We start from the raw sequence: 22662 nt of genomic DNA, 5'->3' as shown, positions 1-22662 counted from the left end.
GAAGCTTAGCGGCTGTAGTCATAATGCTGACGTGGGGCTTTTGAGCTATGAAATCAAGAACTGTTCGCGCCGATAATTTCGCTTTCCAAAGGGTCGATCCTTTGGTAGCAAGCCGCTCCTCAAGTGCGGCTGTGGCGGAATTGGTAGACGCGCAGCGTTGAGGTCGCTGTCCGGTAACACGGGTGGAAGTTCGAGTCTTCTCAGCCGCACCAAAATATACGCCCTCGCGGAAATTTAACCTGATTTGCAATTTTTGTTGAGGGACGGATTTCCGTCCCTCTTTTTTGGCCAGCATAAGCCGCCACCAAGAAGTTCATCTATGAGCATTTTTCGGTCGTCAGATATTCTGATATACGTTCCGTCAGAGCAATAAGAGTAAGTGTCGGATTCACTGCACTTCCATTCGGAAGAACTGCGTTCGAACAAATGTATATATTGTCTACACCATGAACTTTCAGGCCTTGATTTATATCATAAAGACGCATTTAAAAATTCTACTTGTACCAAAGTAACCACTCTATCGGCATATGCATTTAGTGTTTCCTGCTCTCCTGACATACCAGATGAATATGTGATGTTTGCAAGGGCATTTTTAAGCTCTCTTTCTGTATAAACGCATGTATTTTCATCCTTAAAACCAAATGCAGCATATTGATCTTTACCTAACCAAAGCGCGTTTTCATACTGGAAATCCTCTCCTGGTGATGCGTCCCAATTTCTAAAAGTAAATCGGTATCCATTTTTAGCAAATGCCTTAATCTGCTTGGTAGTATAAACTGTAGAGGTGTCATGAATCTTTGCTGAGGGTCTTAATCTATAGAAGATGTCATCTTCTATTTTTATATCCTGTAAACTGAATTTTTGTCCGTGGTCAAAAATGCTACCACGTTCAATCGCTGAGGCCCCATGTTGCCGAATTAGGAATAGTTTATTGCCGTAAATTTTGTTGAATTTTTTATTTCCGAGCATACGCAATTGTGCGAGAATTAAACATAATTGAGACCAAATTGCGCAGTCAATTTTCCATATGTCCTTCTTTTGAAGTATCGCATTAATTGCTAGAGCAGGATCATGCCTTTTATTGGCCTTCAAACTCAAGCCATACCATGTCGCAACATTTTGGTTTCCATTCGAATATTCAATTTGCGGCGTTACCTCCCAATAATCTTTATCGTAAGCATCTTTAGGGTCATCGACTAACTCTTTATCCCTTTCTCCCCAAAAAGACCCAAAATTCATTGCGCAAAGATCCATTACGGATTGAACTAACTCCTTCTCAAATCTTCTTCTTAATTTTGATTTTTTTGATGGTTTAAATTGTTGCTGTTGTTCTGAGACAAAATTTTGCAATTCGGTCTCAGGGTAGATTTCATCTAAAACACCCATTACTCAACCTCTTCACACTCAATGGGATACGTGCATGGCAAACACCGCATATTTTCGCGAAGCCAGGCATGTGGTGTGGCTTGGTCGAAGATCCAATTTATACCCGAAAATACAAACCCCGTTGCCCATGGATAAGGATTGTCATAAGAGTCTACCGGAATACCCTTATCCAGTGTAATCACAACATCCCCATTCGAGTTTTCGTCAATTGCTAAAATACGGTATACTTTCTTGTCTATAAAAATTTCACGGTTGAAATCTGCTTCTGCCAGTGTTGTATCAAATATGGCTGGGGTAACACTATCATCATAATAATCGGCATTGTCTTGTAGAACCACCTGATTGGCATCGAGCGTCGGCATGTAGCTCGTGTCATGAATAACAAACCCGTCGCGATCCGTAGAGTAATTACCTTTAGCTTCCTTCAGCTCCTGAAAGAAATCTGCAAAGGCTTTACCAGGAATCGGGGGTTGATCTTCATCATCCCAAATTAACCCGGTCGCCAAGAAGTAGTTGACCTTAAATTCAGCACCTTCTTTGATTGGAATAATTGCCGTGCCAAACCCAGCGTTTAAAAACTTTTGAAAGTGGGTGTTCTTAGATTGGGTTCGTTGGGCTAGTTCTTTCCATTTGCACTTTTGAGCATGAGACTGGCCATAAAGCATATAAGACATGAACTGCCAGTCAAAGCATCGCTCCAAAAGATCTACTACGCGGGCATACTTCTTGGTTTGCTTGAAATTCATCTGCGGGAGGCCGCACGGCTGCACACGATTTCGCATACCATTGTCTATATCAAAGAAATTACAGGCAATGACGGTTTTGGCGTGATGCGCAATGTTTTCCTTGATCACTTCGGACAAGGCAAAATTACTTTTATTTATGCGTTCATCAACCAATTTCGTCTGTTTGATTTTATGTTGGGCTTTGGCCTCCTCATAAATGTCAACATCACGCACATAAGCATCTTCTTTTTTCTTGATGGCCTCTTTGATTTGTTCACATAGGTCTTCTTTCCACCCTTTTAAATCGACAGGATCTGGGGTTAGAGTTAGACGAACTTCAATCCATGAATTATTATTGTAATTTGTGCCTGTAATAGTCGCCGTTGCTTGACCCCGTACAGATATGGAAGTGGAATTTCTGTCGGATGTGTTCTTACCCTTCCACTCAGCTACATTGTCACCGTCTAATGAAAACGCAACATGCCCTTTACGAAGTCCATTTGGGCGATAAAGATAACTCGCCACACGATCCATTTTCGTAGCAGTGTAACCATCCGGAACTGTTACTTGAATTGAATCGCCCTTTTTTCCACGATAGGTTAGGTATTTTACGGGCCCCATCTCAGGTGGCGAGGTAGCACTCGCACCGTACTCGCCAGCTATCTCTTGATAATTTTCAACCGTGAATTCACTACAGTTAAAGGGTTTGCTTGACGGTATTTCGGGGGCCTCTAAATCAAAATCAATTTGCAATAGCTCGAAGAAGTGCGCACTTGGTTCTGGAAAATTGATTTGCAACATTCCCTTAATCCCGGCGCTGTACATTTGCGCTTCACGCTTTTCAACAACTTCGTGAAAAGTCCTGGACATGTCCTTAAGGGCCCCATCTGGGGCACCGAACTTATGCACATTTGTCTCTTCAATTTCATGCGTTAATCGCCGTGATGTCAGTGACTTCATTTTTTTATTCACTTGTTTCACGGCCCGATCCAATATCCGTGTGCTTGTTTCCTTTGCAATTCGCTGGGCATCTCGCCGCGAGGTATTACTACTGACGTCCACACTGGCCGTCGCTGAGTAAGGAATTTTATCTCCTCCATACGTGAAGCTGGAGCTTGTGTTTAGGCTTAGATCCCTGTCAATCGCCTTGTCCATTTCGTCACGTAGTGTTGTTGCCTTTTCAACCTGATGTGTGGTTTCTTCCTGAGTTGAAATTTCGGTCTGTGTTTCTGAATATAATTCTTCTCGCTTTAATCTGCGATGAGTGACTTCTCGATACTCAGACTCCATTACCGACACAATCTTCGCAATTTCCTTGGCTTCGTAACAATAAACGTCATCGCGAATAATAAAAAGCTCGCCAATATGCGGAACAAGTTTAGTACAACACGGATCTTGCTCGACGCATTTATTGTCACATTCGCATTCACAGCATTCATCAGGACATTCTCCATTGTCCGCGCAGTCACAAGGTTTGTGCTCATTGACAGGTAATGAATGCCCCCCATCTTGCGGTCTTTCTTTACAGGGGTCATGCGACAAAAGACAGGAATCCAGAAGAATTGGTTTTTCAAAGTGCTTACGAATATTGATATCTTTACGCGCACGCCCAGCTTTGTAAGCTTTTTCCAAATATAAAATACCTTTTAGCGCTCTTTGTAGGTTTATCTCTGGTTTTTCAGCAGGAACCAGGGAGCGCATCAAAAGCGTATCTTCTAAACGTGTTCGTGCCTCAAAATAAGGTGAAGTAGGGCAAATATGACCTTGTTCAAAATCGTCACCAAACAAGGCTCCTCTTTTGCGGCCATTAATAAGTTCTGATACATCAGAATAGACGAATTCGTAGTTTTTATGTTCCATCGCCTTTAGGGGCGCTTGTAAAATTTCAGGTAAATCTTCAATTATGCTGACGGCATTATCGTTTTTAAGATAAGCTGCGGCTTCGTTTAGAATTTCATCCGATGCTGAGGTCTCACAAAGTTTGGATAGGTCGTTGTAAAATTTTGAACGCAGATTTTTCGCGTGAGTAGCGTACATCGTATTTGCGTGCTTTTCAGGCGATGTTTTTTGGGGTGCCCGGCTGACAAAGGTTCTCATTAATTCTGGCATCACATTCTCCAATTCTGAATTTGATTGAAGATTGGGCAAAAATACCGGGCCGTCTGTGACGGAGATCACGGCGTTAGATTTTAGCACTATTATGAATTCCCGTTTCTAAAAAGCGTGTACAAAAGTGAGTGCAAAACCCATATGGTTGCTGACACAATGGACAATTATGACATTGATTATTTTAATTATGTCATGGAGAGCGAATCTACTGTCAGCAATTTTGCAGCTATTGCACTTTAATGTGTTTGCCGCTCCACCAGATATTTCAAAGCCAAATTCTGTATCAGCAGGAATTTCGTCATCAGTTCCTTTACAGATTTTTGAAGACGGGTTTGAGTTTCGTATTTCCTAGGCACATAAGATTGCTGTCCTGCAAAATAAGAGTTTATCTGCTTTTCAGACATGTTATAAATTTAGTATGATCGACCTCGGTGAACATGATTGGTACAGCATTCTGGAAGAACGCTCTGTAAGGAAAAGCTATCAAACGGGAGATATCATCCGATTCCAGGGACAGGCACCTCAGAACGTGGGTATCGTCATGTCCGGGAGGGCCAGTGCTGTCTCCTACTCTGCAAACGGAGATGAAACCTGGATAGGAGAATATACTCAAGGCCACTTCATCGGCATGGTATCTTTTTTGGCGGAAGAGTTTTTGGATTTCGAGCTGCATGTTGAAACAGACTTGGAATTGCGCCTAATGCCGGTTGACACAATGAGAGATTGCTTAGCCTCACACGCCGGACTTTCGCATGCTGTTGCGAAAGATCTGGCCCATCGTTTGGGTTTGACCATGTCGGATTTGGTTAGCGCCCATACGTTATCTGTGAAAGGCCGTGTCTGTGCCGAACTCATTAGGCTGGCCTCGCCCATAGGTATTGACCCTGACAAGCAGATTATTCGACCAAACCCCATATTTGTCGAGCTGGCCCGTCGCGTTAACTCCACACGGGAAACGGTATCAAGAACGGTGAATGAACTTCAAAAAATGGGCTTAGTATCGCGTGTACCCGGAGCCCTGATTGTGCAAAATCCCGAACGCTTGCGCGCTGTATTCGCCTAACCCAGTTTGGCCTAGGCCATAACCTGTAATATGTAACTGCGGATGAGCCGGCCTGCCTTGTCTTTCACACGTCCAGCATATTTCACAGCAAATCGGTCATCCTGTGACAGAGCAACACAACTGGCAAAAGCTTCGGGCATCATAATGCTATGATGCAGGTTCCGTGCAATAAGCGCCTGTAGCTCGGCATCTGAATCTTGCATGTCAAAATGCAGTCCAAGTCGCAAATTTTGGGCATCGGACATCATATGTATCGCCGCTTCAACGGCCTGCATGGGCGTCTTGAAGAGCACAATATCTTCCGTGTCGGAGCGTGCGAGTTTCACAGCAATACTGTCTGATCGTAGCAAAGCAGGCGAAGAAATTTTCCCGACTTCGACCATGGGGATAATGACCTGTTTCAGGCCGGTCTCTTGCCAATCTGCAGCATGATGAGAGGTATATGATCCCTTTCGTAGGTTGTCCCAAATCAGAACTTGTGCAGCACTAACATCAAAATGGTGGCCTCTTAATATAGCCTGCCCCATGGCTATTCGGGCCGCCATAATGTTTAGATCCCCGCTCAATTTGTGAGTTGGGCCTGTCAGCGATGTCAGAGACTGCGCCTTGTCCAGGCAGGACTTAAACCGGGAGACCCACGCCTCTCCGAACGGGCGAACCGAATGCTCAATAAAGCTATCTGTATCACAAGGTAGAATGACATTTAGCTCGGCCCCCTCTCTTAACAGGATCTCGGCGATCAAAATATCCGCGCCCGCTGCCAGCGCACCGTAACCAAAACCAATATCATGCCGCTGTATTTTGTCAGATATCGATATCATTAAAGCATCAACGTCTTCATGTGTGAGCTCGGGATTAGGAGCAGAAGACGGGGTCGCCCATATATGGCCCGCAAAATGAACCGGTCGAGGAGGCGAGAAGCCCTCAAGCCAGGATTGGCTCTCCTTTTGTTGGTTCAAAATCAGGCGAAACTGTTTTAGCGTTGAGGCGTGGGCGGGATAGTTTAACGGATCAAAGGCGACGGCCGATCGTAGACATGCCTCGGCCTTTACATTCTCACGCCGCAGCAAAAAACATTCGGCCCGGGTGGCTTCGATAAAATAATGGTCTGTTGGCGACAGATCTTCCGTTGACGGCAAAATATCTAAAACATGTTGAACCCGTGACATTACCATGTCGCAGGGCATGTCAGCCATCAAGGCCATCGTCGCGGCGTTTATACCAGAGTAATATCCTTTGGTGTCTTTAAAAGCCGCCTCATACTTATCCGCGGAATCACGCGCATGTTCTAAAGCGGTTTTACCGGTGCTTTCCAAATAGAGATCTTTAGAGAGGCGCCCGCCCAAAGCCATTATGTCTTCATGATGACGAATCCTGTCCAAGCCGTACCGTTTAAATTCAGTGACGGCAAAATCAAGTGATCCAGCCCGAGCCAGCGCAAGAACGGCTTGATGCCTAAATTCTAGATTATTAGGATCAGATTTAAGTTCAGTGATCGCCCTGTCGTAATCACTGAGATAATCTGATTGCGAATGATTTGTCATTATATCAAGTTATACTTATTCCAAAGGTCTATCAAGTTGAGCTTCTTGTTTCAGGGTTGACGCTTTTTCACCGTGATCGAGATCACAGTCTTGCTTTACAATTTTAGATGTATGCGTTAACAGGAAAAGGAGGAACTCATGTATCGAGGAATTGTTGAAAATTGCCGATGGTGTAGGTTCTTTATCACATTATTAACATGTCTGGTTGTCGCAAGTATAGCCAGTGCCCAAGATATCAACCCTTCCGAAATTACGGTATCTACCAATCTAAAACCCTTAGGTAACTTTGAGGTTTCTCAGATAAGTGATGGGATTGAAATCACGCCCTATCCGGCTGGTTTTGCCGTGTCTAGCTCGCAAGCTGTCAACGGGAATTCTGGCTATGTGGATTTTAGATTCAACAATTCTTTTGACATTCGAGCGGCGAAAATCTGGAACGGTCTAGATGGTCCAATAGCTGGGTTTCGGTCCATTAGATTTGAATTTTTTGATAACCGGGGCGTAAACATATATGATTATCCGAGTGGACCTCTTAATATTGACCCAAACAATCAGAACAGCCAGTCAACTAATTTTGACATCAATAAACCAAAAAATATTGATCGTGTGCGATTGTGGCTCCTTGATCCCCCGGGGGGTGAACTCGGTATCAGAGAAGTTACTTTCATCGGCACGGCTTCACCACCTCCCGTCCTTAGCAATCGACCACCAGTTGGATATAATCAAAACCTGATGATCTTGACTGATCGCACCGACGGGAACTTTCTGAATTATGCTTCCGACCCAGATCGGGATCGCCTCTCGGTAATCAACGTAAAGTCAACCCCGCAAATTCCCTTTGGATATGGGCGCGATGGTAATTTCAATATCACTTTTCCTAAAAACGGTAATTATCTTATCACTTTCACAGTGTCCGATGGGCGCGGAGGGAATAGGCAGGTCAACATAACTTATAATGTAACGGGTGTTCCTTCATCTAAAATCTCTAACGTGGATGATCCAACAGTGGATGACCCATATAAATGGTTATATTTTATTGGAACTCTGTTGTTGGCCGTGCCCTTGCTTTTCATTTTTCTCAGGAAAATTATTCTTGGCAAGCCAGTAAATCCCGAAACAGTCTCATCCGCTGTATTGACACAGAAAAGCTGGTGGATTCCACCCATTGTCCCAGCTGGACAAGCCCTGCCCAAACCCGAGCGCCCGCCCGAGGCCGGTGTTGTTTTCGCAGACAGCCCTCTATTGGCTGGGGCCGTCGCACCTGGCCCGGCGCCGCTCGCACCCATGGGGCAGATGGTGCCTTCGGGACTGCAAACTCTGACGGGGCAATATGCGGTGCTCAAGCCGGCCTACTTGGCCACAGGGCGCATAGGGGGCCGGCAGGAAGGCATTCCCACCAATGATGATGTCTCGTTTGGCACAGGCTTTCTCATTACACCCAGCCACATCATGACCAACCAGCATGTCTACGAGTTTTATAAACAATATCTGACGGGGCCCGATTGCGGCGGCATTGAATTTATCGCCGAACGTGACCGGGACGCGTCCGATTATGTACCGTTTAACGGGGATCCGCCCCTAATCATTTCAAACTTGGACGTGGCCATATTTACCCTCTCGCGAAGTGTGACAGATCGCACGCCCATTGAGCGCGTCTCTATACCCACAGACGAGCTAAACACGCGAGAAGTTGTGTCGATTTCCTACCCCTGTCCGTTTGAGGTAAATGCCCTTATTTTGTCGGTTGTAGAGGATGACCCGGTGTTTGCTGTCAAACGCATAAGCCAAGGTCGCATCTTCCGCCATTCGACAGATACGGACACGCCCTACGGGGTTGAGGTTTCTGTGGAACCCCGGATTAATCCTTCAAAAAAACTTATGGCGATTTGCCACAATGCTTCAACACTGGGAGGCAGCTCCGGCGCGCCCATATTGGATATGGATGGCCAACTGGTCGGCCTGCATTTCGCCGGTGACCGGACGTTTAACGGCGAGGAAGCAGCTAATTTGGCCATGGCCATTGACATGCTGGTAAACGCAAACCCGGCTCGGGACCAGAAACTAAATAATGCGTGACGGCGATCACATCGTTTGTGCGAGCAAGAGGCTAAATATAATCACACAGGCATAAGGAGGGAACCATGCCACGATTTACAAAAGACGATATCAAAGCCAATCAGGAATATCTTAAGGACTGGGATGATTACCAACTAGACTGGTTGAACAGTTCAGACTTCACGCAGGAAACCAAGGGCGCGCCACTCTTGCTGCCCATATCTGTGGATATTGATGAAGGCATTATCAAACGACACCGTATCAAGGTGCCAGACCTTGAAAGCTTATGGCCCAAAGTTGCCGGGCTCGGTGGCCAAGGTGCGCAGGCTGCCTATGGCGGCTACGTTAAGTTCTTTGAGCCTATCGATGGGCAACAAAGCGGCGTGCCTTCTACCCCGCTCGATTTCAACATCAACACACCCGTTATCATGCTCTTTCACCTCTCGCGTGATAATTGGCGGTTTACCGACAACACCCAGTTCTCAGTCGATAATGTGCCGAAAGGTCATCAGGATGAAGCCTTTGAGGTGATCGGTACTTTTGATAGTGGCCACGGATTAATGGTACTGAACAAATGTTGGGAGAAGGAAAAGGGCGAAACGTTTGATCTGAAATATAATCTCCATGTCAGCATTATCCAACCCGGTCGGATCAAAGTTGGCGAAAATTATGAAGACACCATCATGCGCACAGATATCATTGTCGATCCGGGTACAAATAATGACACTAAAGGACCACCATAGAATTAAAATATCTTGTTCGGTGGCTCCAAATGGAGTCACCGATTTTTTTGTCCCTCAAGGAATTTGTTAAAAATGTCATGTGCGGTTTTAAAATCTTGATGAGGGCCAGTTGATTGGACGTATTTTAGGCCTGAAGCAGCAAGATTTTTCTTCCCCTCCGCATTTAATCCATTCTTTGATTCTAAAACGTCAGTAATGAATCTCACATATTCACCCCCCCACTCAAAATTCCTGTAATCTGCGTCAACCAATGTCTGTAGCGAATCGAATATATCCAATATATCGTCGCTTGTTGTTTCCTCAAGGAAATCATCCATAGATGCTATTTTAGCCTGAGCTAATCGAAATAAATACTCATAATTATTTGGTTCCAATTTTATTCGATTTTTATAAATTTTTATTTGTTTGAGTCGTATTTTTTTAGTTTCTTCAATTAGACCTAAATGCCTTGCTGCATTTGCTTGGCCTGCCAAAGCATTCGCCAACTCATGCTCAATCATTTGATTGTCCGGGGTCTGGGCTAGTGCTTGATTGAATAAACCTACTGCACCTGAATAATTTGTTCGAGCTAAAGAGTATTCACTTCTCTTATTATTTAGAAAGGCCAAATTATTGTCACCCCAACCCGCCTCCATAATCCAATCCAGCTTGTTGGGGTCTTTGTCATATAACAGTTTCGCCAGACGGTCATATTCCGTCCAATAGATAAGGGCAGTGTTATAATCCTTGGCTTGTTTTTTTAATTCCCCCATCCAGTATTCGCTTTGGGCATGGGCAAAGATGGCACTTGTGTCATCGGGGCGGCGGCGCAGGATTTCCCAGGTTGCGTCATAGGCCGCCTTAATCTCGATAAGCGCCTTAACCCGATCACGTTCCGAGAGGGCCACCTGTCCCAACAAATGTCGAGCCCGGGCCTGCCGGGCGATGCGATCATCATCCATGTCGGAGAGCGGAATGGCGTCATAATAATCGGTCACCCGTTTACCCACATCGTCAAGAATATTGAGCTTGCCGACGGGCCCTAAATCCTCCTTGAGATCGGTTATCATATACTCGACCATTTTTTCGGCTTCCGTTCGGCTGATTATAGCGTCGTCCCGGGCATCCATAGCCGTCCAGGCCATGCCCCCCATCAGAGCCGAGAACACCCCGGCGCCAAATGTGATAGCCTGCGTGCGCCGTTTTCGCCTTTTGGCATCGCGCCGGATAAGCTCATCCAGACCGACACCCAGCATGGACGCGGCCAATTGGGTCACCCCAAGACGAAAGTTTTCACGTCCACCTGCAACATTTGCCGCCAGGGGCTCTCGGCTATTTTCCGTGAGGGCGGGCGGGAAAGACGTGTCCGGGTCGCCCTCGACCAGAACGCACAGAATTGACGCTTCGCCGTGTAACTTGCGAAATAGCCGGATTTCCTCATTTACCCAATGGGAGTCTTTGGCGGCGAAAGAGCAAAGCACAATAAGAAATCTGGAGTGATTCACTGCATCTCGAATTTTTTCGGACAGGTTGTGATGGGCGGTTAGCTCCGTGACGTCTCTGAAAATCGGTGACAGGGTTTTCCCGGACTTTGCCTGAAGCATTTTTGGAATAGGGAATGTCTCAAGCGCGCGATGCAAATGCGCTGCCATCGACTCATCGCCGTGGGCATAAGACATGAATGCCTGATACTTGAAAGCCTGCACGATAAGCTATCTCCAACTCAACCATCATATGGACTTCCCTTAAGGGATGCAAATCCCTATATTGCCAGAGGCATAACCTCAACATCGTGAAAGTCGTATTCCTCTCTGCGGAGCGTGGCATAAAGTTCCAAAATTAAAGAATTTTTACCAACCTCGAATATCGATTTAGTCGTATCACCTTGTGATTCCGTCAAAACTAAGACGGATTACCGTCCCTGTGATGTGTGTACAAAAGTGAGTACAAACTCTCATGATTTTTAAACTAAGCAACAACTATTTTATTGATTTATTTGAGTATTTTATCTATACGAAGTTCAAGAGGAAACAAACACCCTAGCGTCTCAGCCGCACCACTTTCCTTTGATATCAAAGGGTTAAGTCTCTGAAATTACTACACTTTCCTGCAGGGTCCTGTAATTTCTCACGATTTTTGACCTATATTTTGACCTACAAAGGAGCCTACATTATGGGCGTAATGAGGCACTTGAATCAACATCTTAAGAAGCGCAGCGCGCGCTGGCACTATGTTCGGCGGGTGCCCAGAGAGTATGAATTTTTCGACACACGCGGTACGGTTTATAAGTCGCTCAAGACAGTGAGCCTTGAACTTGCGCGCGCTCGGCGTGATGCGCTCATAGAAGCGGACAATCAATTCTGGGCAAGCGTCATGGCGAGTGACACTCTTCCGACAGATATTGCCCGTCGATCTTATAAGTCAGCGCAGCGCCGTGCGATGGCAAAGGGCTTTGTCTATACACCTGTTCAGGATCTCGCGGACGTAGCGACACTGGCTGACATAATCGATCGATTGAAGGCTATTTCGACTGACCCCGTGCCGGATAAAAAAGAAGCCGACGCCGTGCTAGGTTTAGTTGAGCGGCCAGCCGTGAAAATCAGCAAGGCGATGGAACTTTACTGCGATGAAATCGTGGTCAGCGAGTTGCTGGGCAAGTCGGAGGAACAAAAGAAATCCTGGCGCAAAGTTAAAATGCGCGCGCTCAACAATTTCATCAAAGTTGTAGGTGATCTGCCGATGAACAAAATTAACCGAGACCATGCACGCAAATATTATAATTGGTGGGCGGCGCGCGTTGCTCCGAAAGATGGCTCCAAGCCGCTAACAACGAATAGTGCCAATCGCGACCTAGGCAATATCAGAAAGTTATATCGTGAGTTTTGGGAATACGAAGGCGATGAAAATCGTGACAACCCGTTTCGTAAACTAGGCTTCGCGAAACAGCCTTCTAAAGACGTGCCCTGCTTCTCTGACGAGTTTGTGCGGACGCGCTTTTTGGAGCCTGGCATTTTCGATGGACTTAATGCCGAGGCGACCCTCATAGTCTATGCAATGATTGAAACAGGCTGCCGCCCAAGCGAGCTTTCAAACATCGTGCCTGAAAATATCAAGCTGGACGCAGAAGTTCCTTATATCCAGATACGCTCGCGCTTAGATCGGCAGCTAAAAGCAGTGGCATCGTCTCGCGATATTCCTCTGGTTGGATGTGCGCTAGAAGCATTCAAAAGAGCGCCTAATGGCTTTCCCCGTTACCGTAATAAAGGCAATGTCATGTCAAAGGCTATTATGGATGGGCTGCGAGTTCGGGGATTGCAGGTGACGCCGGATCACAGACTTTATTCACTTCGACACTCCTTTGAGAAACGGATGTTGGAAGCGGGACTGGACTACGGATTGCAATGTTTGTTGGTGGGACACAAGAACTCTCGCCCGAGTTATGGCGATGGTGGATCCATGAAGTACAGACGTGATGAGTTTCTTAAAATTGTTCATCCCATACCCTCCGCTTTCTGCGAAAACCTACTTCAATTTTGATCGGTCACTCTTTCTGCACCAAAAATTCCAACTTTGGATTGAAGAGATTGAGCGGATATTTTTGCAAATTTAATAAAATTTTTCTTTCCTCTATGGCGGCCACAGCGGGTATTAGATAATGACCATGTCTCAAGTAACATAGGTTTGAGTTCACCGTAAATCTTAGTCGGATAGTCGTAAAATACAATATTCAGTTCATTAGAGCTCAAAGTGTGACTCCGCAAGCAGGAGGTTAACCTACATTAAACACACATGAAAACAAATACATGGGTGTTTTCAAGTCGAAAATATGTGACATTTTGTACTGATTCGCTTTGTCTTATGATGCGGCTTTTGTGTGCAAATGCACGCCTTCTTTCTCTTGCAATAGGCTGATAATCCCAAAGAGGTTTTTGGCTGTTGGATTTCCGCTCACGCCTAACATTCGCATAAGGCTTTTGGGAGACTTACCTATAGCTTCAGCTAAAGGCTCAAAGCCAATTGTGGCATTAATGTAGTCGCGTAGCAGCGCTTTGCCTGTTTCCAGATCACCGGACAACATAGAATCCATACTCTCGGTCAAGAGTCCATAACGGTAATCCGGATCTGTGGCCGCGCGGGCCTGAACTGTATCGCGGAAGCTTCTTGTAACGGTCATTTTCTTTCATCCTTCATTCTTTTTTTATAACGCTCCCATGCGGCCATCGCATTTTGAATATCATTGCTTTGACGTTTTTTTAGTACCGCCGCCAAAAAGGGTCACAAGACTGTCGCCTTCGCGCCCTAAGTAAACACGAATACCGGGCCCCAATGTATCCGGCATTCCCTAAGGCCTTTCCCAAGACTTTTAAGGCCGATGTATTACCAGTCTCAAGTCGAGCCATCTACGTGGCAACCTTCAAAGCCGCTTGAGTATCTAGTGCCTCAAACCACTGTCCAAAGGCACTTACGCTGTCATCGTCAAGATATTCCTGTATCTCAATCATAAGGTAACATATATGTTACCTTATGATTGTCAATAATGGCATGCTAATTCAATTAAAATTACATTTGATGTGCAGATAAAATTCGAGTCACCGAATTGGCATTTGTATTGATAATGACCATTGAGCAAAGTAACATTTGCTATTAGCTCATGGCTGGGGCCCTTACATGTCGCAATTTGAACATCATAAATCCTCTAAAATTATGCGGCCTATTTGGCTCTTCGGCGGCCTGATTGCTTTTGTTCTTGGAGCGGTAGGCGTTGTTCTTCCTTTTCTGCCAACCACGCCCTTTATACTTCTTGCGGCGTTTTGTTTTGCGCGGTCATCGCAGCGATGTCATCAATGGTTAGTTGGCCATCGTATCTTTGGCCCACTCATACTAAATTGGCGTCAACACGGTGCTATTGGTCGCCCCACAAAAATTATCGCCGTCATATCCATGGGGGCAATTTTCACATTGTCTATTCTATTGGGTGCGCCGCGTTTTGCACTAATTGCCCAAGCCATAATTTTGTTACTGGCTGGCACCTTTGTGCTGTCACGTCCTCTTCCGCCGCCCCTTATAAAAGATGAGTCCTCATGCACATGATCCTTTTATATATTCACCTGCTGGCCGCCACAATTTGGGTGGGCGGTCATTTAATCTTGGCGATAAGTCTACTCCCTGAAGCGTTGGCAAAGCGTGATCCGAAAATGATTGAGAGCTTTGAACGAATATATGAGCGCATCGGTATGCCCGCCTTAATCATACAAGTCATCACGGGGCTTTGGCTATCTTACAGGCTCCTACCTGACATTATGGCGTGGGCAGATTGGAGTGACGCTATTGCGCTTACAATTTCACTTAAACTTATCTGCCTTGCGGCCACATTCGGACTGGCGCTTCATGCGCGATTTCGTGTGATACCACGCCTGACGCCAGCGAGCTTGGCCGTACTTGGCGGGCATATTATTGCTGTAACGTTTCTCGGCCTTGCCTTTGCATGGTTAGGTCTCAGCTTTAGCTATGGCGGTGTATAAGCAATGATGGTTCTCATCGCCATGGGCGTATTCATACTCAGTCATGTCGCCATTTCTCGAACGGTGATAAAGCCGGCTTTGATTGAGCGTTGGGGCCGTAGCCGCTATTTGCTGGCCTATTCGGTTTTATCAGTTGTGCTCTTGGCATGGGTCATATGGGCCGTGTTAAGTGCGGATCGCATACCTCTATGGACAACTCCCGTATGGAGCTACCACTTTGCGGCCGTCGTGACCTTGGTAAGTTTTATCTTGCTTGGCGTAGGCGCGTTATCACCCAACCCACTTTCTGTTGCGTTTCGCCGGAAGGGGTTTGATCCCGTCCGCCCTGGCTTTATCGGATGGGTGCGTCATCCAATTATTTGGGGGCTGACGCTTTGGGCGGTCGCCCATATTCCCGCCAACGGTGATTGGCCGAGCCTTATATTATTTGCCGGTTCTGCATTATTTGGACTCATCGGTGTCCAGCGCGTCGAGAAAAGATTTAGCGAAAAGTCTGGACCGCAGCAGTGGTCTACCATGACATCTGCCCGCGGCCATTTTGATAGTGCTGCTGTGATTGGCATTTGTCTGGGCTTTGCCCTCTGGAGCCTGTTTCTTCTGCTTCACCCTGTTCTGTTTGGGGTTGATCCAGTCGGTATGTTGCTCGGTCTGCTCTGATAACTCTATGGTATTCTTAGGTTTGAGAGCAATGTGTTGACTAATCTTTGTAACGCAGTCGCGGTCCTTTTAAGTGATCCGCGGATGAAACCGTTCCCGCCCTCATAAGGAAAATCGAAGCCCGTATAGATATTAGCTGCACAGTCATAACACTCACAGTCATAACACTCACAGTCATAACGGCATGGACCATTACTATTACTCTGCATGATCTGTCTCCACAAAAGATATATTTAATATACATCTTTCTTATTGCTGTTGGTTCTTAAAAGCAATAAGAAAGATATATCTTTTAAGAGGCGTTTATGAAGCTCACATCATTCTCAGATTATGCCCTTCGGCTTTTAATGCACCTTGCCGTCAATGAGGGGGGGCTTGTCACGATTGCACAAACGGCAGATCGGTATAAAATTTCTAAAAACCATATGATGAAAGTTGCGCATCATTTGGTGAAAGATGGCTATGTCACCTCGGTTCGCGGGCGCTCAGGAGGCTTGTATTTGGCGCGAAAGCCCGAAAGCATAAATATTGGGCATATTGTCCGCGATATGGAGCAAGACACAGCTCTCGTGGAGTGTTTTCCGGGCGGTAAGGCGACTTGTATGATTACTACTGCATGCCGTTTATCATCAGTTTTGGCACAGGCGCAAACTGCTTTTTACGACTGCCTTAACCAATTTACACTTGCCGACTTGCTTACTGACAATACTGCACTTGAAAAGCTTCTTCTGGAAAAGGCTGAACAATGACAGATTTACGCGTAACGAGCGCTCGTGAAGATACCCGAAAGAATGCTGAGGATATGGGCATAGATGAAGTCTATATTGATCGATTAGTTGAGACGTTTTACGGTCGTATACGTGATCATGAGGTATTAGGCCCGGTTTTCAATACCGCCATCAAAGGAGAAGATTGGCCACACCATTTAGGTCGTATGAAGGCTTTCTGGGCCTCGGTAACCCTAAATGCCGGTCTGTACTCAGGTAAGCCCGTTCCTGCGCATCAAAAACATGCTGACACTATTCAAGATTGGCATTTTGGAATTTGGCTTGGCCTGTTTCGCCAAACACTCGTAGATACAGCCCCGACACAAGATGCGGTTGAATATTTTATGGTGAGAGCCGAACGCATAGCCTCAAGTTTGAAACTGGCCATATTTGGAATGCCCGGCTTAGGACGCCCAAAATATGGTAAATGAGATTTCGCTTGGCAACATTTAAACCCTGGTTATCACTGAGAGACACCCAATGATCCGAATTCCCGTCCACGTTCAGAAATATGCTGAGTCACCTGTTTTCACAGAAGACACCGTGCCTGAAAAATTGACGACACTTCATCAAACGAAATCAACTGTATGGGGTCGTATTTGCATCTTAAGCGGCGAGCTAGATTATATCATTGTTGGACCGCCAGAGAAAAAAGCGCGTTTAAATCTGCAGAGCGAGGGAATTATAAAACCTGAACAGGCCCACCGCGTAGAAATCACAGGTCCTGTTAGTTTTAAAGTAGAATTCTATAAATAGAGGACAATCGGCTCACGCCCTATACAGCAATCGAGTACCGCGTTTCATTGTTTTTTAAATACTCATCAAACGCTGAGGTCAAAGTTCGGGTGAAAGGTTTACCACGTTCAGTGATTTTGAAATCAGCCCCATCTTTCACAAAAAAGCCGTGCATATCTTCTGAAGCTAATCTTTCTGCGCGCGTCAAAATGAGGTCCGCGCGATCTCCGAATGAGCGTCGCAGCCTATCCGAAGTTAGAGTGAAATAACACATCAGCTCATTTATTGCGCTTGCCGTTGTAATATCCATTGCGCCAATTGCAAAACCACGTTGGATGGGCAGGCTCCCGCCTTCAACGGCGCGTTTGTAGGAATGGGTGTCTTTAACGTTCTGGGAGTAGCCTTGTGGATATTGGCTTATAGAGGACACGCCAAACCCGATGAGTGTGTCACAATCATCGGTCGTGTAACCTTGGAAATTTCTGCGAACTGTCTGGTGCCTGTAAGCAACGGCCAAACTATCGGTCGGTTTGGCAAAATGATCAATTCCAATTGCAGTGTAGCCTTTTGTTTCAAAAAACCCTTCGGCAAGACGCGCTTGCTTAAACCGCAAAATATTGTTCGGCAGGCTATCGTCCGGGATGAGTTTCTGATGCGGTTTAACCCAAGGGACGTGAGCATAACCGAAAAGCGCAATCCGGTCGGGTTGTAAGGCGTCAACATATACAAGTGTGCGTTCAAGAGTCTCAAGGCTTTGATAGGGCAAGCCGTAAAGCGCATCTATGTTGAGTGAAGTCACGCCATAATCTCTAAGTGTATCGACAACGAACTTTGTTTGCTCAAATGTTTGAATGCGGTTAATGCTTTGCTGTACGCGGGGATCAAAATCCTGAACGCCTAGGCTTGCGCGCGTGATGCCAAATTTCGCAAAGGCTTTGAGTGAGGCGCTATCCAAATCCGTGGGGTCAAATTCTAGGCTGATTTCTGTTTCAGTACTAAACGTAAAACACTCATTCAAAACGGCTTTAAGCTCCTCCAATTCGGGCGCTTTTAGGAGACTGGGTGAGCCGCCGCCTAAATGCAAATGCCGAATATTCTGACGCCGACCAATAATTTGAGCAGTTAGCCGCATCTCAGCATAAAGTGTCTGGAGATAGTTTTTGACGGGCTCATATTTTAGTGTGTGTTTGGTGTGACATCCACAAAACCAACAGAGTCGGTCGCAAAATGGAATATGTATATAGATTGAAATTCCACCTTGTTCCGGAATGCCCATCATCCAAGAGCGGACTTGGGCATGTTGAATATTTTCAGAAAAATGCGGAGCAGTCGGATAGCTTGTGTAACGCGGCGCGGGCCTCGCATATTCTCTTATTAGTGATTCCGAATAATTGGTCACAACGTTCTCCATAGTTGGGAGTCCGATAGCATCCTTTAAATCATCTGGGATTGTTGGATGTCCGATTGACGCTTGATAGATGTTTGATTGTTGAAAAGAACACTTGCTTATTTGGACTATAATCAACCTATAGCCTCTTTCAGTTATTGTGTTAAAACTGTTGCACGATAGTTGAAAGTTTGAATGCCACTACACTTAATTTGTCTCTTCTTTATTGTAGCCGCGCTTTATGCAGCCGTCGGGTTTGGCGGCGGTTCAACATATAATGCTCTGCTTGTTTTGCATGGTACAGAGTTTCGCATTCTTCCCACTATTGCTTTGGCCTGCAATATTATTGTTGTATCAGGCGGGTTACTTCGCTTCTCCAAAGAGGGGCTTGTTGCGCCGCGCACCTTGATGCCATTTCTCGTCGTATCCATTCCCGCCGCATGGGTTGGGGGAATGCTACCCGTGACTGAAACTGTGTTCATTGGAATTTTAGGCGGCGCTTTATTTTTAAGCGGTTCTCGGCTCCTGCTGCAACGGGACTTTGTATATGAAACGGCGGATAAGCGTCGCACACCACTTACGCTGGCTTTCCTTGCAGGCGGTAGTATCGGGTTGCTTTCTGGAATTGTGGGCATTGGAGGCGGAATCTTCCTCGCCCCTGTGCTCTATTGGCTGCGTTGGGACACGCCCCGTAAAATCGCAGCAGCCTGTAGTCTATTTATCTTGGCTAACTCTATCTCCGGGCTGTCAGGACAAATTATGAAGCTGGCTGATACGCAGCTATTGTCTCTTGCTGTGCCATATTGGCCGTTACTCTGCGCCGTATTTGTCGGGGGTCAGATTGGATCATGGATGGCCTCTAAGCGGCTTAATCCGGCTTTTTTAAAACGGCTTACTGCTGTGCTCATATTATATGTTGCAGCTCGCTTGATATTTAAATGGTTAGGACTTGTTGGATTTCTGGCCTGAACAGGTTGCAAATTGTCTCAGGTCATAAAAGATAAAAGGCACTGTTTTATTACAGATTAAAAGACAGGATCGACATGCAAAATATACAAGTAGAATTTTTTGGTCGCATATCAGATCGCATGGGCTCAAAGCGGTTTTGCGACTTAGACAGTGCTGGTATGACCGTAGGTCAATTACGTGCGCGTCTCGCTAATGACTATGAGTATGACGAACTATTGAAGCCATCTATTCGGCCCGTCATTAATGACGTAATGGTTCCCGAGGACACTGTCATATCTTCTCAAGACCGTGTTGCATTTTTTAGCCCTTTATCCGGCGGTTAAAGCTATGAGCGCCCGGGCTAGGTTAACCCAAGACATTATTGACAATGCTAAAGTTGAAGCAGACTTTAGCAGTATTGCGAATATGGCCGGCGCCGCTGTAACATTTCGTGGCGTGATGCGTCCGCTAACGAAACAAGGTGAGCGTTTGGACACTCTGGTTCTCAAATGGCACCCCCGGATGACTGAAAAATCGCTGGATGACATTGCGCGCAATGGATTGTCTCGCTTTGGTGTTGACGTCGTTCGCGTCATTCACCGCTGCGGGCCGATTGCGCCGGGGGAGACGATTGTTTTTGTCGGAGTGGCAAGCGATCATCGCCGAGAGGCTTTTCAGGCCGCGGATTATGTGATGGATCGATTAAAAACCGATGCCGTTTTTTGGAAACGAGAAGAAGGTCCTTTTGGAACACGTTGGATTGAACCCACCGACCGTGACCACAATGACCGGAAACGATGGAGTAAATAGATATGGCCCATATTGATGAGAGTCTGACGTTCTATCCAATTAACATTGCTGTTCTGACAGTGTCCGACACGCGCAATAAAACAACTGATACTTCGGGAGGGTTGCTTGCTGATCGGACCGTTAAAGCAGGGCATAATTTAGTGGATCATATCATCGTCAAAGATGAGATTGACGCCATACAAGCTGCGATAAAAGCTTGGGTCAATAAGCTTGATATTGATGTGATTTTGGCAACGGGCGGCACAGGTTTTGCGCCGCGAGACGTTACTCCCGAAGCGGTTAAACCGCTCTTTCGCCGCGAGATGGACGGCTTCGCGACAGTTTTCCATCATGTCAGTATGGGCACTGTGGGCATTTCAACATTACAATCACGCGCCTTTGCGGGACAGATTGAGGATACATTTGTCTTTTGTGTGCCGGGCTCAACAGGCGCGTGCCGCGATGCCTGGGATAATGTCTTTGCTTTTGAGTTTAATAGCCAATACCGCCCCTGTTCACTGGTGGGCCAGATTGAACGCTATCGCGGGATTTGTCCGTGAGCGGGCTCACTCATCTGGACGGTGCAGGCCGGGTCAATATGGTGGATGTTGGCGACAAGCCCGTCACGCAGCGCCGCGCGGTCGCAAGCGGCTATATTATGACCCAAGAGGCAACATTACAGTTAGTGTTCGCAGGTAAAGCGCCCAAAGGCTCTGTGACTACAACGGCGGAAATAGCCGGAATTATGGGCGCAAAGAAAACGGCCGAGCTCATCCCGCTTTGTCATCCCTTACCACTTACGAAAGTCGCTGTGCGTATAACGCCCGACAGCAGCCTGCCGGGGTTTCGCGTTGAAGCAGAGGCCCAAACGGCAGGACAAACAGGCATTGAGATGGAAGCGCTGACAGCCGTCAGCGTCGCCTGCCTGACGCTTTACGATATGATGAAAGCCGTTGATAAAACCATGACGATAGGCGGCATAAAACTCACCGCTAAAAGCGGCGGAAAGTCCGGTGATTGGACAGCAGAGAAAGCATAATAGCGATGCAAATGGTTCCCTTTGAAGACGCGCTGGCTCGCGTTATTGATGTTGCTGCGCCAGTCGGTGTTGAAACCGTGGCGTTTGAGGATGCGCCCGGGCGGGTCTTAGCACAAGACCTGCTGGCGCGCTCTAATGCCCCTGCAACGGATGTGTCCGCTATGGACGGCTATGGCGTCCGTGATGCTGATCTTGCGGTGCTCCCGGCTGCGCTGCCCGTCATAGGCGAGAGCTTTGCAGGATCTAAACCGCAAAGCTCATTTGACGGCGTGGGCTGCATACGGATTTTCACGGGAGCGCCCGTGCCTGCGGGCATAGACCGCGTTGTGATCCAAGAATATGTTGAGCGTATCGGTGATGTTGCGCATTTTAATACCGAATCTGGCCCCGGACGTAATATTCGCGAGGCAGGATCTGATTTTAAGGCGGGCGACTGCTTGGTCGCCAAAGGCACGTGTCTGACTTGGCGCGCAATAACAACGGCGGCGTCAGCTGATAGGGCGCAGGTGAAGGTTTATAAACAGCCGAAAGTCGTCATTTTGGCAACGGGGGATGAATTGGCCGCGCCGGGACGCGCCTATAAGACTCCGGGCTATATTCCGGAAAGCGTCTCATTTGGCGTCGCCGCCTATGCCAAAGCCCTTGGCGCGCAGATTGTGCGCTCACAGCGGATCGCTGATAACCCCGCTAAGCTTATGGCCTCCGCTAAAGCCGCCGTAGAAGACGCAGATGTTATCATTGTAACGGGCGGAGCTTCGGTCGGGGAAAAAGACTATGCGCGGTCTATGTTTGGTGAAGACGCACTGGATTACATATTTCCAAAAGTCGCGATAAAGCCCGGCAAGCCGGTTTGGATGGCGCGGATTAAATCTCAAAGCGCGCGTAAAATAATTTTAGGGCTGCCCGGTAATCCAGGTTCAGCTCTTGTGACGGCGCGACTTTTTTTAACGCCGTTATTGATGGGAATTACTGGGCAAAATGCACACCAGGCCTGCCAATTTAGGTCAATCCTATGTCGTCATGATTTACCTTCAATTGGTGGGCGGGAAACCTTCTCACGTGCATTTTTAGATGACGGCGGCCAAGCCGTCTTGTTTTCCAGTCAAGACTCTAGCGCGCAATTCAGTCTTGCGCGCGCAGATGTGTTAGTGCGCAGGCTCGCTCATTCGCCTTCTATGACTGCGGGGGCCACGATTGAGGTGCTTGATTTCTAA

General features: G+C 46.8%; 25 protein-coding genes and 1 tRNA gene. 18 read left to right on the top strand and 8 right to left on the bottom strand.

What is annotated here, in order from left to right; all coding sequences use genetic code 11:
- Positions 1–125 precede the first annotated feature (125 nt).
- A tRNA-Leu gene (locus H142_RS0112820) sits at positions 126–212 on the top strand.
- Positions 213–317: 105 nt separating this feature from the next.
- On the opposite strand, the gene H142_RS17290 is transcribed toward H142_RS0112820, so the two are convergent.
- The 3 genes from H142_RS17290 to H142_RS0112810 are packed head-to-tail and all read right to left on the bottom strand — an operon-like array spanning position 318 to position 4220.
- Positions 318–485 carry a GMC oxidoreductase gene (locus H142_RS17290; protein WP_083899040.1) on the bottom strand — a complete coding sequence of 56 codons (168 nt, stop codon included), beginning with the start codon at positions 483–485 and terminating at the stop codon, positions 318–320.
- Entirely contained in the window at positions 472–1386 is a 915-nt protein-coding gene (locus tag H142_RS0112815) for a hypothetical protein (RefSeq protein WP_017932550.1), read from the bottom strand. The genes H142_RS17290 and H142_RS0112815 overlap by 14 nt, the downstream gene beginning before the upstream one ends.
- Positions 1386–4220 carry a hypothetical protein gene (locus H142_RS0112810; RefSeq protein WP_026148055.1) on the bottom strand — a complete coding sequence of 945 codons (2835 nt, stop codon included), beginning with the start codon at positions 4218–4220 and terminating at the stop codon, positions 1386–1388. The genes H142_RS0112815 and H142_RS0112810 overlap by 1 nt, the downstream gene beginning before the upstream one ends.
- 166 nt (positions 4221–4386) lie before the next feature.
- Here H142_RS0112810 and H142_RS16905 point away from each other — a divergent pair, with 166 nt between their 5' ends.
- Positions 4387–4572, top strand: coding sequence for a hypothetical protein (locus H142_RS16905; RefSeq protein ID WP_156812029.1), 186 nt, complete (start codon positions 4387–4389; stop codon positions 4570–4572).
- A gap of 66 nt (positions 4573–4638) precedes the next feature.
- Positions 4639–5283 (top strand): Crp/Fnr family transcriptional regulator, encoded by a 645-nt coding sequence (locus tag H142_RS0112795; RefSeq protein WP_017932547.1) that lies wholly within the window; start codon positions 4639–4641, stop codon positions 5281–5283.
- 11 nt (positions 5284–5294) lie between these two features.
- On the opposite strand, the gene H142_RS0112790 is transcribed toward H142_RS0112795, so the two are convergent.
- On the bottom strand, positions 5295–6827 hold the full coding sequence (locus H142_RS0112790) for a TRAFs-binding domain-containing protein (protein ID WP_017932546.1): 1533 nt from the start codon (positions 6825–6827) through the stop codon (positions 5295–5297).
- Positions 6828–6965: 138 nt separating this feature from the next.
- Between H142_RS0112790 and H142_RS0112785 the strand changes: the two genes are divergently transcribed.
- Both H142_RS0112785 and H142_RS0112780 read left to right on the top strand, forming a co-directional pair.
- On the top strand, positions 6966–8903 hold the full coding sequence (locus H142_RS0112785) for a trypsin-like peptidase domain-containing protein (RefSeq protein ID WP_083899039.1): 1938 nt from the start codon (positions 6966–6968) through the stop codon (positions 8901–8903).
- Between the two features lie 65 nt (positions 8904–8968).
- Entirely contained in the window at positions 8969–9625 is a 657-nt protein-coding gene (locus H142_RS0112780; protein ID WP_017932544.1) for a hypothetical protein, read from the top strand.
- Positions 9626–9660: 35 nt separating this feature from the next.
- On the opposite strand, the gene H142_RS0112775 is transcribed toward H142_RS0112780, so the two are convergent.
- Positions 9661–11283 (bottom strand): toll/interleukin-1 receptor domain-containing protein, encoded by a 1623-nt coding sequence (locus H142_RS0112775; protein WP_017932543.1) that lies wholly within the window; start codon positions 11281–11283, stop codon positions 9661–9663.
- 493 nt (positions 11284–11776) lie between these two features.
- Between H142_RS0112775 and H142_RS0112770 the strand changes: the two genes are divergently transcribed.
- A complete protein-coding gene (locus H142_RS0112770; protein WP_017932542.1) occupies positions 11777–13141 on the top strand; it encodes a site-specific integrase in 1365 nt (454 codons plus the stop codon).
- Here H142_RS0112770 and H142_RS0112765 read toward each other — a convergent pair.
- A complete protein-coding gene (locus H142_RS0112765) occupies positions 13132–13350 on the bottom strand; it encodes a hypothetical protein (RefSeq protein WP_026148054.1) in 219 nt (72 codons plus the stop codon). The two genes, H142_RS0112770 and H142_RS0112765, sit on opposite strands and share 10 nt — an antisense overlap.
- A gap of 110 nt (positions 13351–13460) precedes the next feature.
- Entirely contained in the window at positions 13461–13778 is a 318-nt protein-coding gene (locus H142_RS0112760) for a helix-turn-helix domain-containing transcriptional regulator (protein ID WP_017932541.1), read from the bottom strand.
- Between the two features lie 494 nt (positions 13779–14272).
- On the opposite strand from H142_RS0112760, the gene H142_RS0112750 reads away from it, so the two are divergent.
- The 6 genes from H142_RS0112750 to H142_RS0112725 all read left to right on the top strand — a co-directional run bounded on the left by H142_RS0112750 (position 14273) and on the right by H142_RS0112725 (position 17306).
- Entirely contained in the window at positions 14273–14695 is a 423-nt protein-coding gene (locus H142_RS0112750) for a YbaN family protein (RefSeq protein ID WP_017932539.1), read from the top strand.
- Positions 14692–15126 (top strand): CopD family protein, encoded by a 435-nt coding sequence (locus tag H142_RS0112745; RefSeq protein ID WP_017932538.1) that lies wholly within the window; start codon positions 14692–14694, stop codon positions 15124–15126. The genes H142_RS0112750 and H142_RS0112745 overlap by 4 nt, the downstream gene beginning before the upstream one ends.
- Positions 15127–15129: 3 nt before the next feature.
- Positions 15130–15783 (top strand): NnrU family protein, encoded by a 654-nt coding sequence (locus tag H142_RS0112740; RefSeq protein ID WP_026148052.1) that lies wholly within the window; start codon positions 15130–15132, stop codon positions 15781–15783.
- A 305-nt stretch (positions 15784–16088) separates the two neighbouring features.
- Positions 16089–16532: an RrF2 family transcriptional regulator gene (locus H142_RS0112735; RefSeq protein WP_017932536.1), complete on the top strand. Its 444-nt coding sequence runs from the start codon at positions 16089–16091 to the stop codon at positions 16530–16532.
- Positions 16529–16981 (top strand): group III truncated hemoglobin, encoded by a 453-nt coding sequence (locus H142_RS0112730; RefSeq protein WP_017932535.1) that lies wholly within the window; start codon positions 16529–16531, stop codon positions 16979–16981. The genes H142_RS0112735 and H142_RS0112730 overlap by 4 nt, the downstream gene beginning before the upstream one ends.
- Positions 16982–17030: 49 nt before the next feature.
- On the top strand, positions 17031–17306 hold the full coding sequence (locus H142_RS0112725; RefSeq protein WP_017932534.1) for a DUF1971 domain-containing protein: 276 nt from the start codon (positions 17031–17033) through the stop codon (positions 17304–17306).
- A gap of 19 nt (positions 17307–17325) precedes the next feature.
- Here H142_RS0112725 and hemN read toward each other — a convergent pair whose 3' ends face one another.
- Positions 17326–18696 carry an oxygen-independent coproporphyrinogen III oxidase gene (gene hemN, locus H142_RS0112720; protein WP_033315314.1) on the bottom strand — a complete coding sequence of 457 codons (1371 nt, stop codon included), beginning with the start codon at positions 18694–18696 and terminating at the stop codon, positions 17326–17328.
- Between the two features lie 171 nt (positions 18697–18867).
- Between hemN and H142_RS0112715 the strand changes: the two genes are divergently transcribed.
- The 6 genes from H142_RS0112715 (at position 18868) to H142_RS0112695 (ending at position 22662) form a co-directional block, all read left to right on the top strand.
- Positions 18868–19641 carry a sulfite exporter TauE/SafE family protein gene (locus tag H142_RS0112715; RefSeq protein WP_017932532.1) on the top strand — a complete coding sequence of 258 codons (774 nt, stop codon included), beginning with the start codon at positions 18868–18870 and terminating at the stop codon, positions 19639–19641.
- Between the two features lie 74 nt (positions 19642–19715).
- Positions 19716–19964 carry a MoaD/ThiS family protein gene (locus tag H142_RS17285; protein WP_033315313.1) on the top strand — a complete coding sequence of 83 codons (249 nt, stop codon included), beginning with the start codon at positions 19716–19718 and terminating at the stop codon, positions 19962–19964.
- Between the two features lie 4 nt (positions 19965–19968).
- On the top strand, positions 19969–20430 hold the full coding sequence (locus H142_RS0112710) for a molybdenum cofactor biosynthesis protein MoaE (RefSeq protein ID WP_033315312.1): 462 nt from the start codon (positions 19969–19971) through the stop codon (positions 20428–20430).
- A gap of 2 nt (positions 20431–20432) precedes the next feature.
- Positions 20433–20969: a molybdenum cofactor synthesis domain-containing protein gene (locus tag H142_RS0112705; protein ID WP_017932530.1), complete on the top strand. Its 537-nt coding sequence runs from the start codon at positions 20433–20435 to the stop codon at positions 20967–20969.
- The gene (moaC, locus tag H142_RS0112700; protein WP_026148050.1) at positions 20966–21448 is read left to right on the top strand and encodes a cyclic pyranopterin monophosphate synthase MoaC; all 483 of its coding nucleotides are present in this window, start codon (positions 20966–20968) and stop codon (positions 21446–21448) included. Before H142_RS0112705 ends, moaC begins: the two co-directional genes overlap by 4 nt.
- A gap of 11 nt (positions 21449–21459) precedes the next feature.
- Positions 21460–22662, top strand: a complete 1203-nt coding sequence (locus H142_RS0112695; RefSeq protein WP_033315345.1) for a molybdopterin molybdotransferase MoeA — start codon at positions 21460–21462, stop codon at positions 22660–22662.

This window comes from Robiginitomaculum antarcticum DSM 21748 (genome assembly GCF_000365025.1).
GTDB classification, from domain to species: domain Bacteria; phylum Pseudomonadota; class Alphaproteobacteria; order Caulobacterales; family Maricaulaceae; genus Robiginitomaculum; species Robiginitomaculum antarcticum.
This window is presented reverse-complemented; position numbering and strand designations above follow the sequence as displayed.

What these genes read in the sequence shown, in the direction of transcription:
- H142_RS17290 (WP_083899040.1), bottom strand. Translation starts at nt 485, where the DNA reads ATGCGTCTTTATGATATAAATCAAGGCCTGAAAGTTCATGGTGTAGAC.
- H142_RS0112715 (WP_017932532.1), top strand. Translation starts at nt 18,868, where the DNA reads ATGCCACTACACTTAATTTGTCTCTTCTTTATTGTAGCCGCGCTTTAT.
- H142_RS0112750 (WP_017932539.1), top strand. Translation starts at nt 14,273, where the DNA reads ATGTCGCAATTTGAACATCATAAATCCTCTAAAATTATGCGGCCTATT.
- hemN (WP_033315314.1), bottom strand. Translation starts at nt 18,696, where the DNA reads ATGGAGAACGTTGTGACCAATTATTCGGAATCACTAATAAGAGAATAT.
- H142_RS0112785 (WP_083899039.1), top strand. Translation starts at nt 6,966, where the DNA reads ATGTATCGAGGAATTGTTGAAAATTGCCGATGGTGTAGGTTCTTTATC.
- H142_RS17285 (WP_033315313.1), top strand. Translation starts at nt 19,716, where the DNA reads ATGCAAAATATACAAGTAGAATTTTTTGGTCGCATATCAGATCGCATG.
- H142_RS16905 (WP_156812029.1), top strand. Translation starts at nt 4,387, where the DNA reads ATGACATTGATTATTTTAATTATGTCATGGAGAGCGAATCTACTGTCA.
- H142_RS0112735 (WP_017932536.1), top strand. Translation starts at nt 16,089, where the DNA reads ATGAAGCTCACATCATTCTCAGATTATGCCCTTCGGCTTTTAATGCAC.
- H142_RS0112695 (WP_033315345.1), top strand. Translation starts at nt 21,460, where the DNA reads ATGGTTCCCTTTGAAGACGCGCTGGCTCGCGTTATTGATGTTGCTGCG.
- H142_RS0112815 (WP_017932550.1), bottom strand. Translation starts at nt 1,386, where the DNA reads ATGGGTGTTTTAGATGAAATCTACCCTGAGACCGAATTGCAAAATTTT.
- H142_RS0112795 (WP_017932547.1), top strand. Translation starts at nt 4,639, where the DNA reads ATGATCGACCTCGGTGAACATGATTGGTACAGCATTCTGGAAGAACGC.
- H142_RS0112705 (WP_017932530.1), top strand. Translation starts at nt 20,433, where the DNA reads ATGGCCCATATTGATGAGAGTCTGACGTTCTATCCAATTAACATTGCT.
- H142_RS0112775 (WP_017932543.1), bottom strand. Translation starts at nt 11,283, where the DNA reads ATGTCTTATGCCCACGGCGATGAGTCGATGGCAGCGCATTTGCATCGC.
- H142_RS0112740 (WP_026148052.1), top strand. Translation starts at nt 15,130, where the DNA reads ATGATGGTTCTCATCGCCATGGGCGTATTCATACTCAGTCATGTCGCC.
- H142_RS0112790 (WP_017932546.1), bottom strand. Translation starts at nt 6,827, where the DNA reads ATGACAAATCATTCGCAATCAGATTATCTCAGTGATTACGACAGGGCG.
- H142_RS0112730 (WP_017932535.1), top strand. Translation starts at nt 16,529, where the DNA reads ATGACAGATTTACGCGTAACGAGCGCTCGTGAAGATACCCGAAAGAAT.
- H142_RS0112770 (WP_017932542.1), top strand. Translation starts at nt 11,777, where the DNA reads ATGGGCGTAATGAGGCACTTGAATCAACATCTTAAGAAGCGCAGCGCG.
- H142_RS0112810 (WP_026148055.1), bottom strand. Translation starts at nt 4,220, where the DNA reads ATGCCAGAATTAATGAGAACCTTTGTCAGCCGGGCACCCCAAAAAACA.
- H142_RS0112745 (WP_017932538.1), top strand. Translation starts at nt 14,692, where the DNA reads ATGATCCTTTTATATATTCACCTGCTGGCCGCCACAATTTGGGTGGGC.
- H142_RS0112710 (WP_033315312.1), top strand. Translation starts at nt 19,969, where the DNA reads ATGAGCGCCCGGGCTAGGTTAACCCAAGACATTATTGACAATGCTAAA.
- H142_RS0112760 (WP_017932541.1), bottom strand. Translation starts at nt 13,778, where the DNA reads ATGACCGTTACAAGAAGCTTCCGCGATACAGTTCAGGCCCGCGCGGCC.
- H142_RS0112725 (WP_017932534.1), top strand. Translation starts at nt 17,031, where the DNA reads ATGATCCGAATTCCCGTCCACGTTCAGAAATATGCTGAGTCACCTGTT.
- H142_RS0112780 (WP_017932544.1), top strand. Translation starts at nt 8,969, where the DNA reads ATGCCACGATTTACAAAAGACGATATCAAAGCCAATCAGGAATATCTT.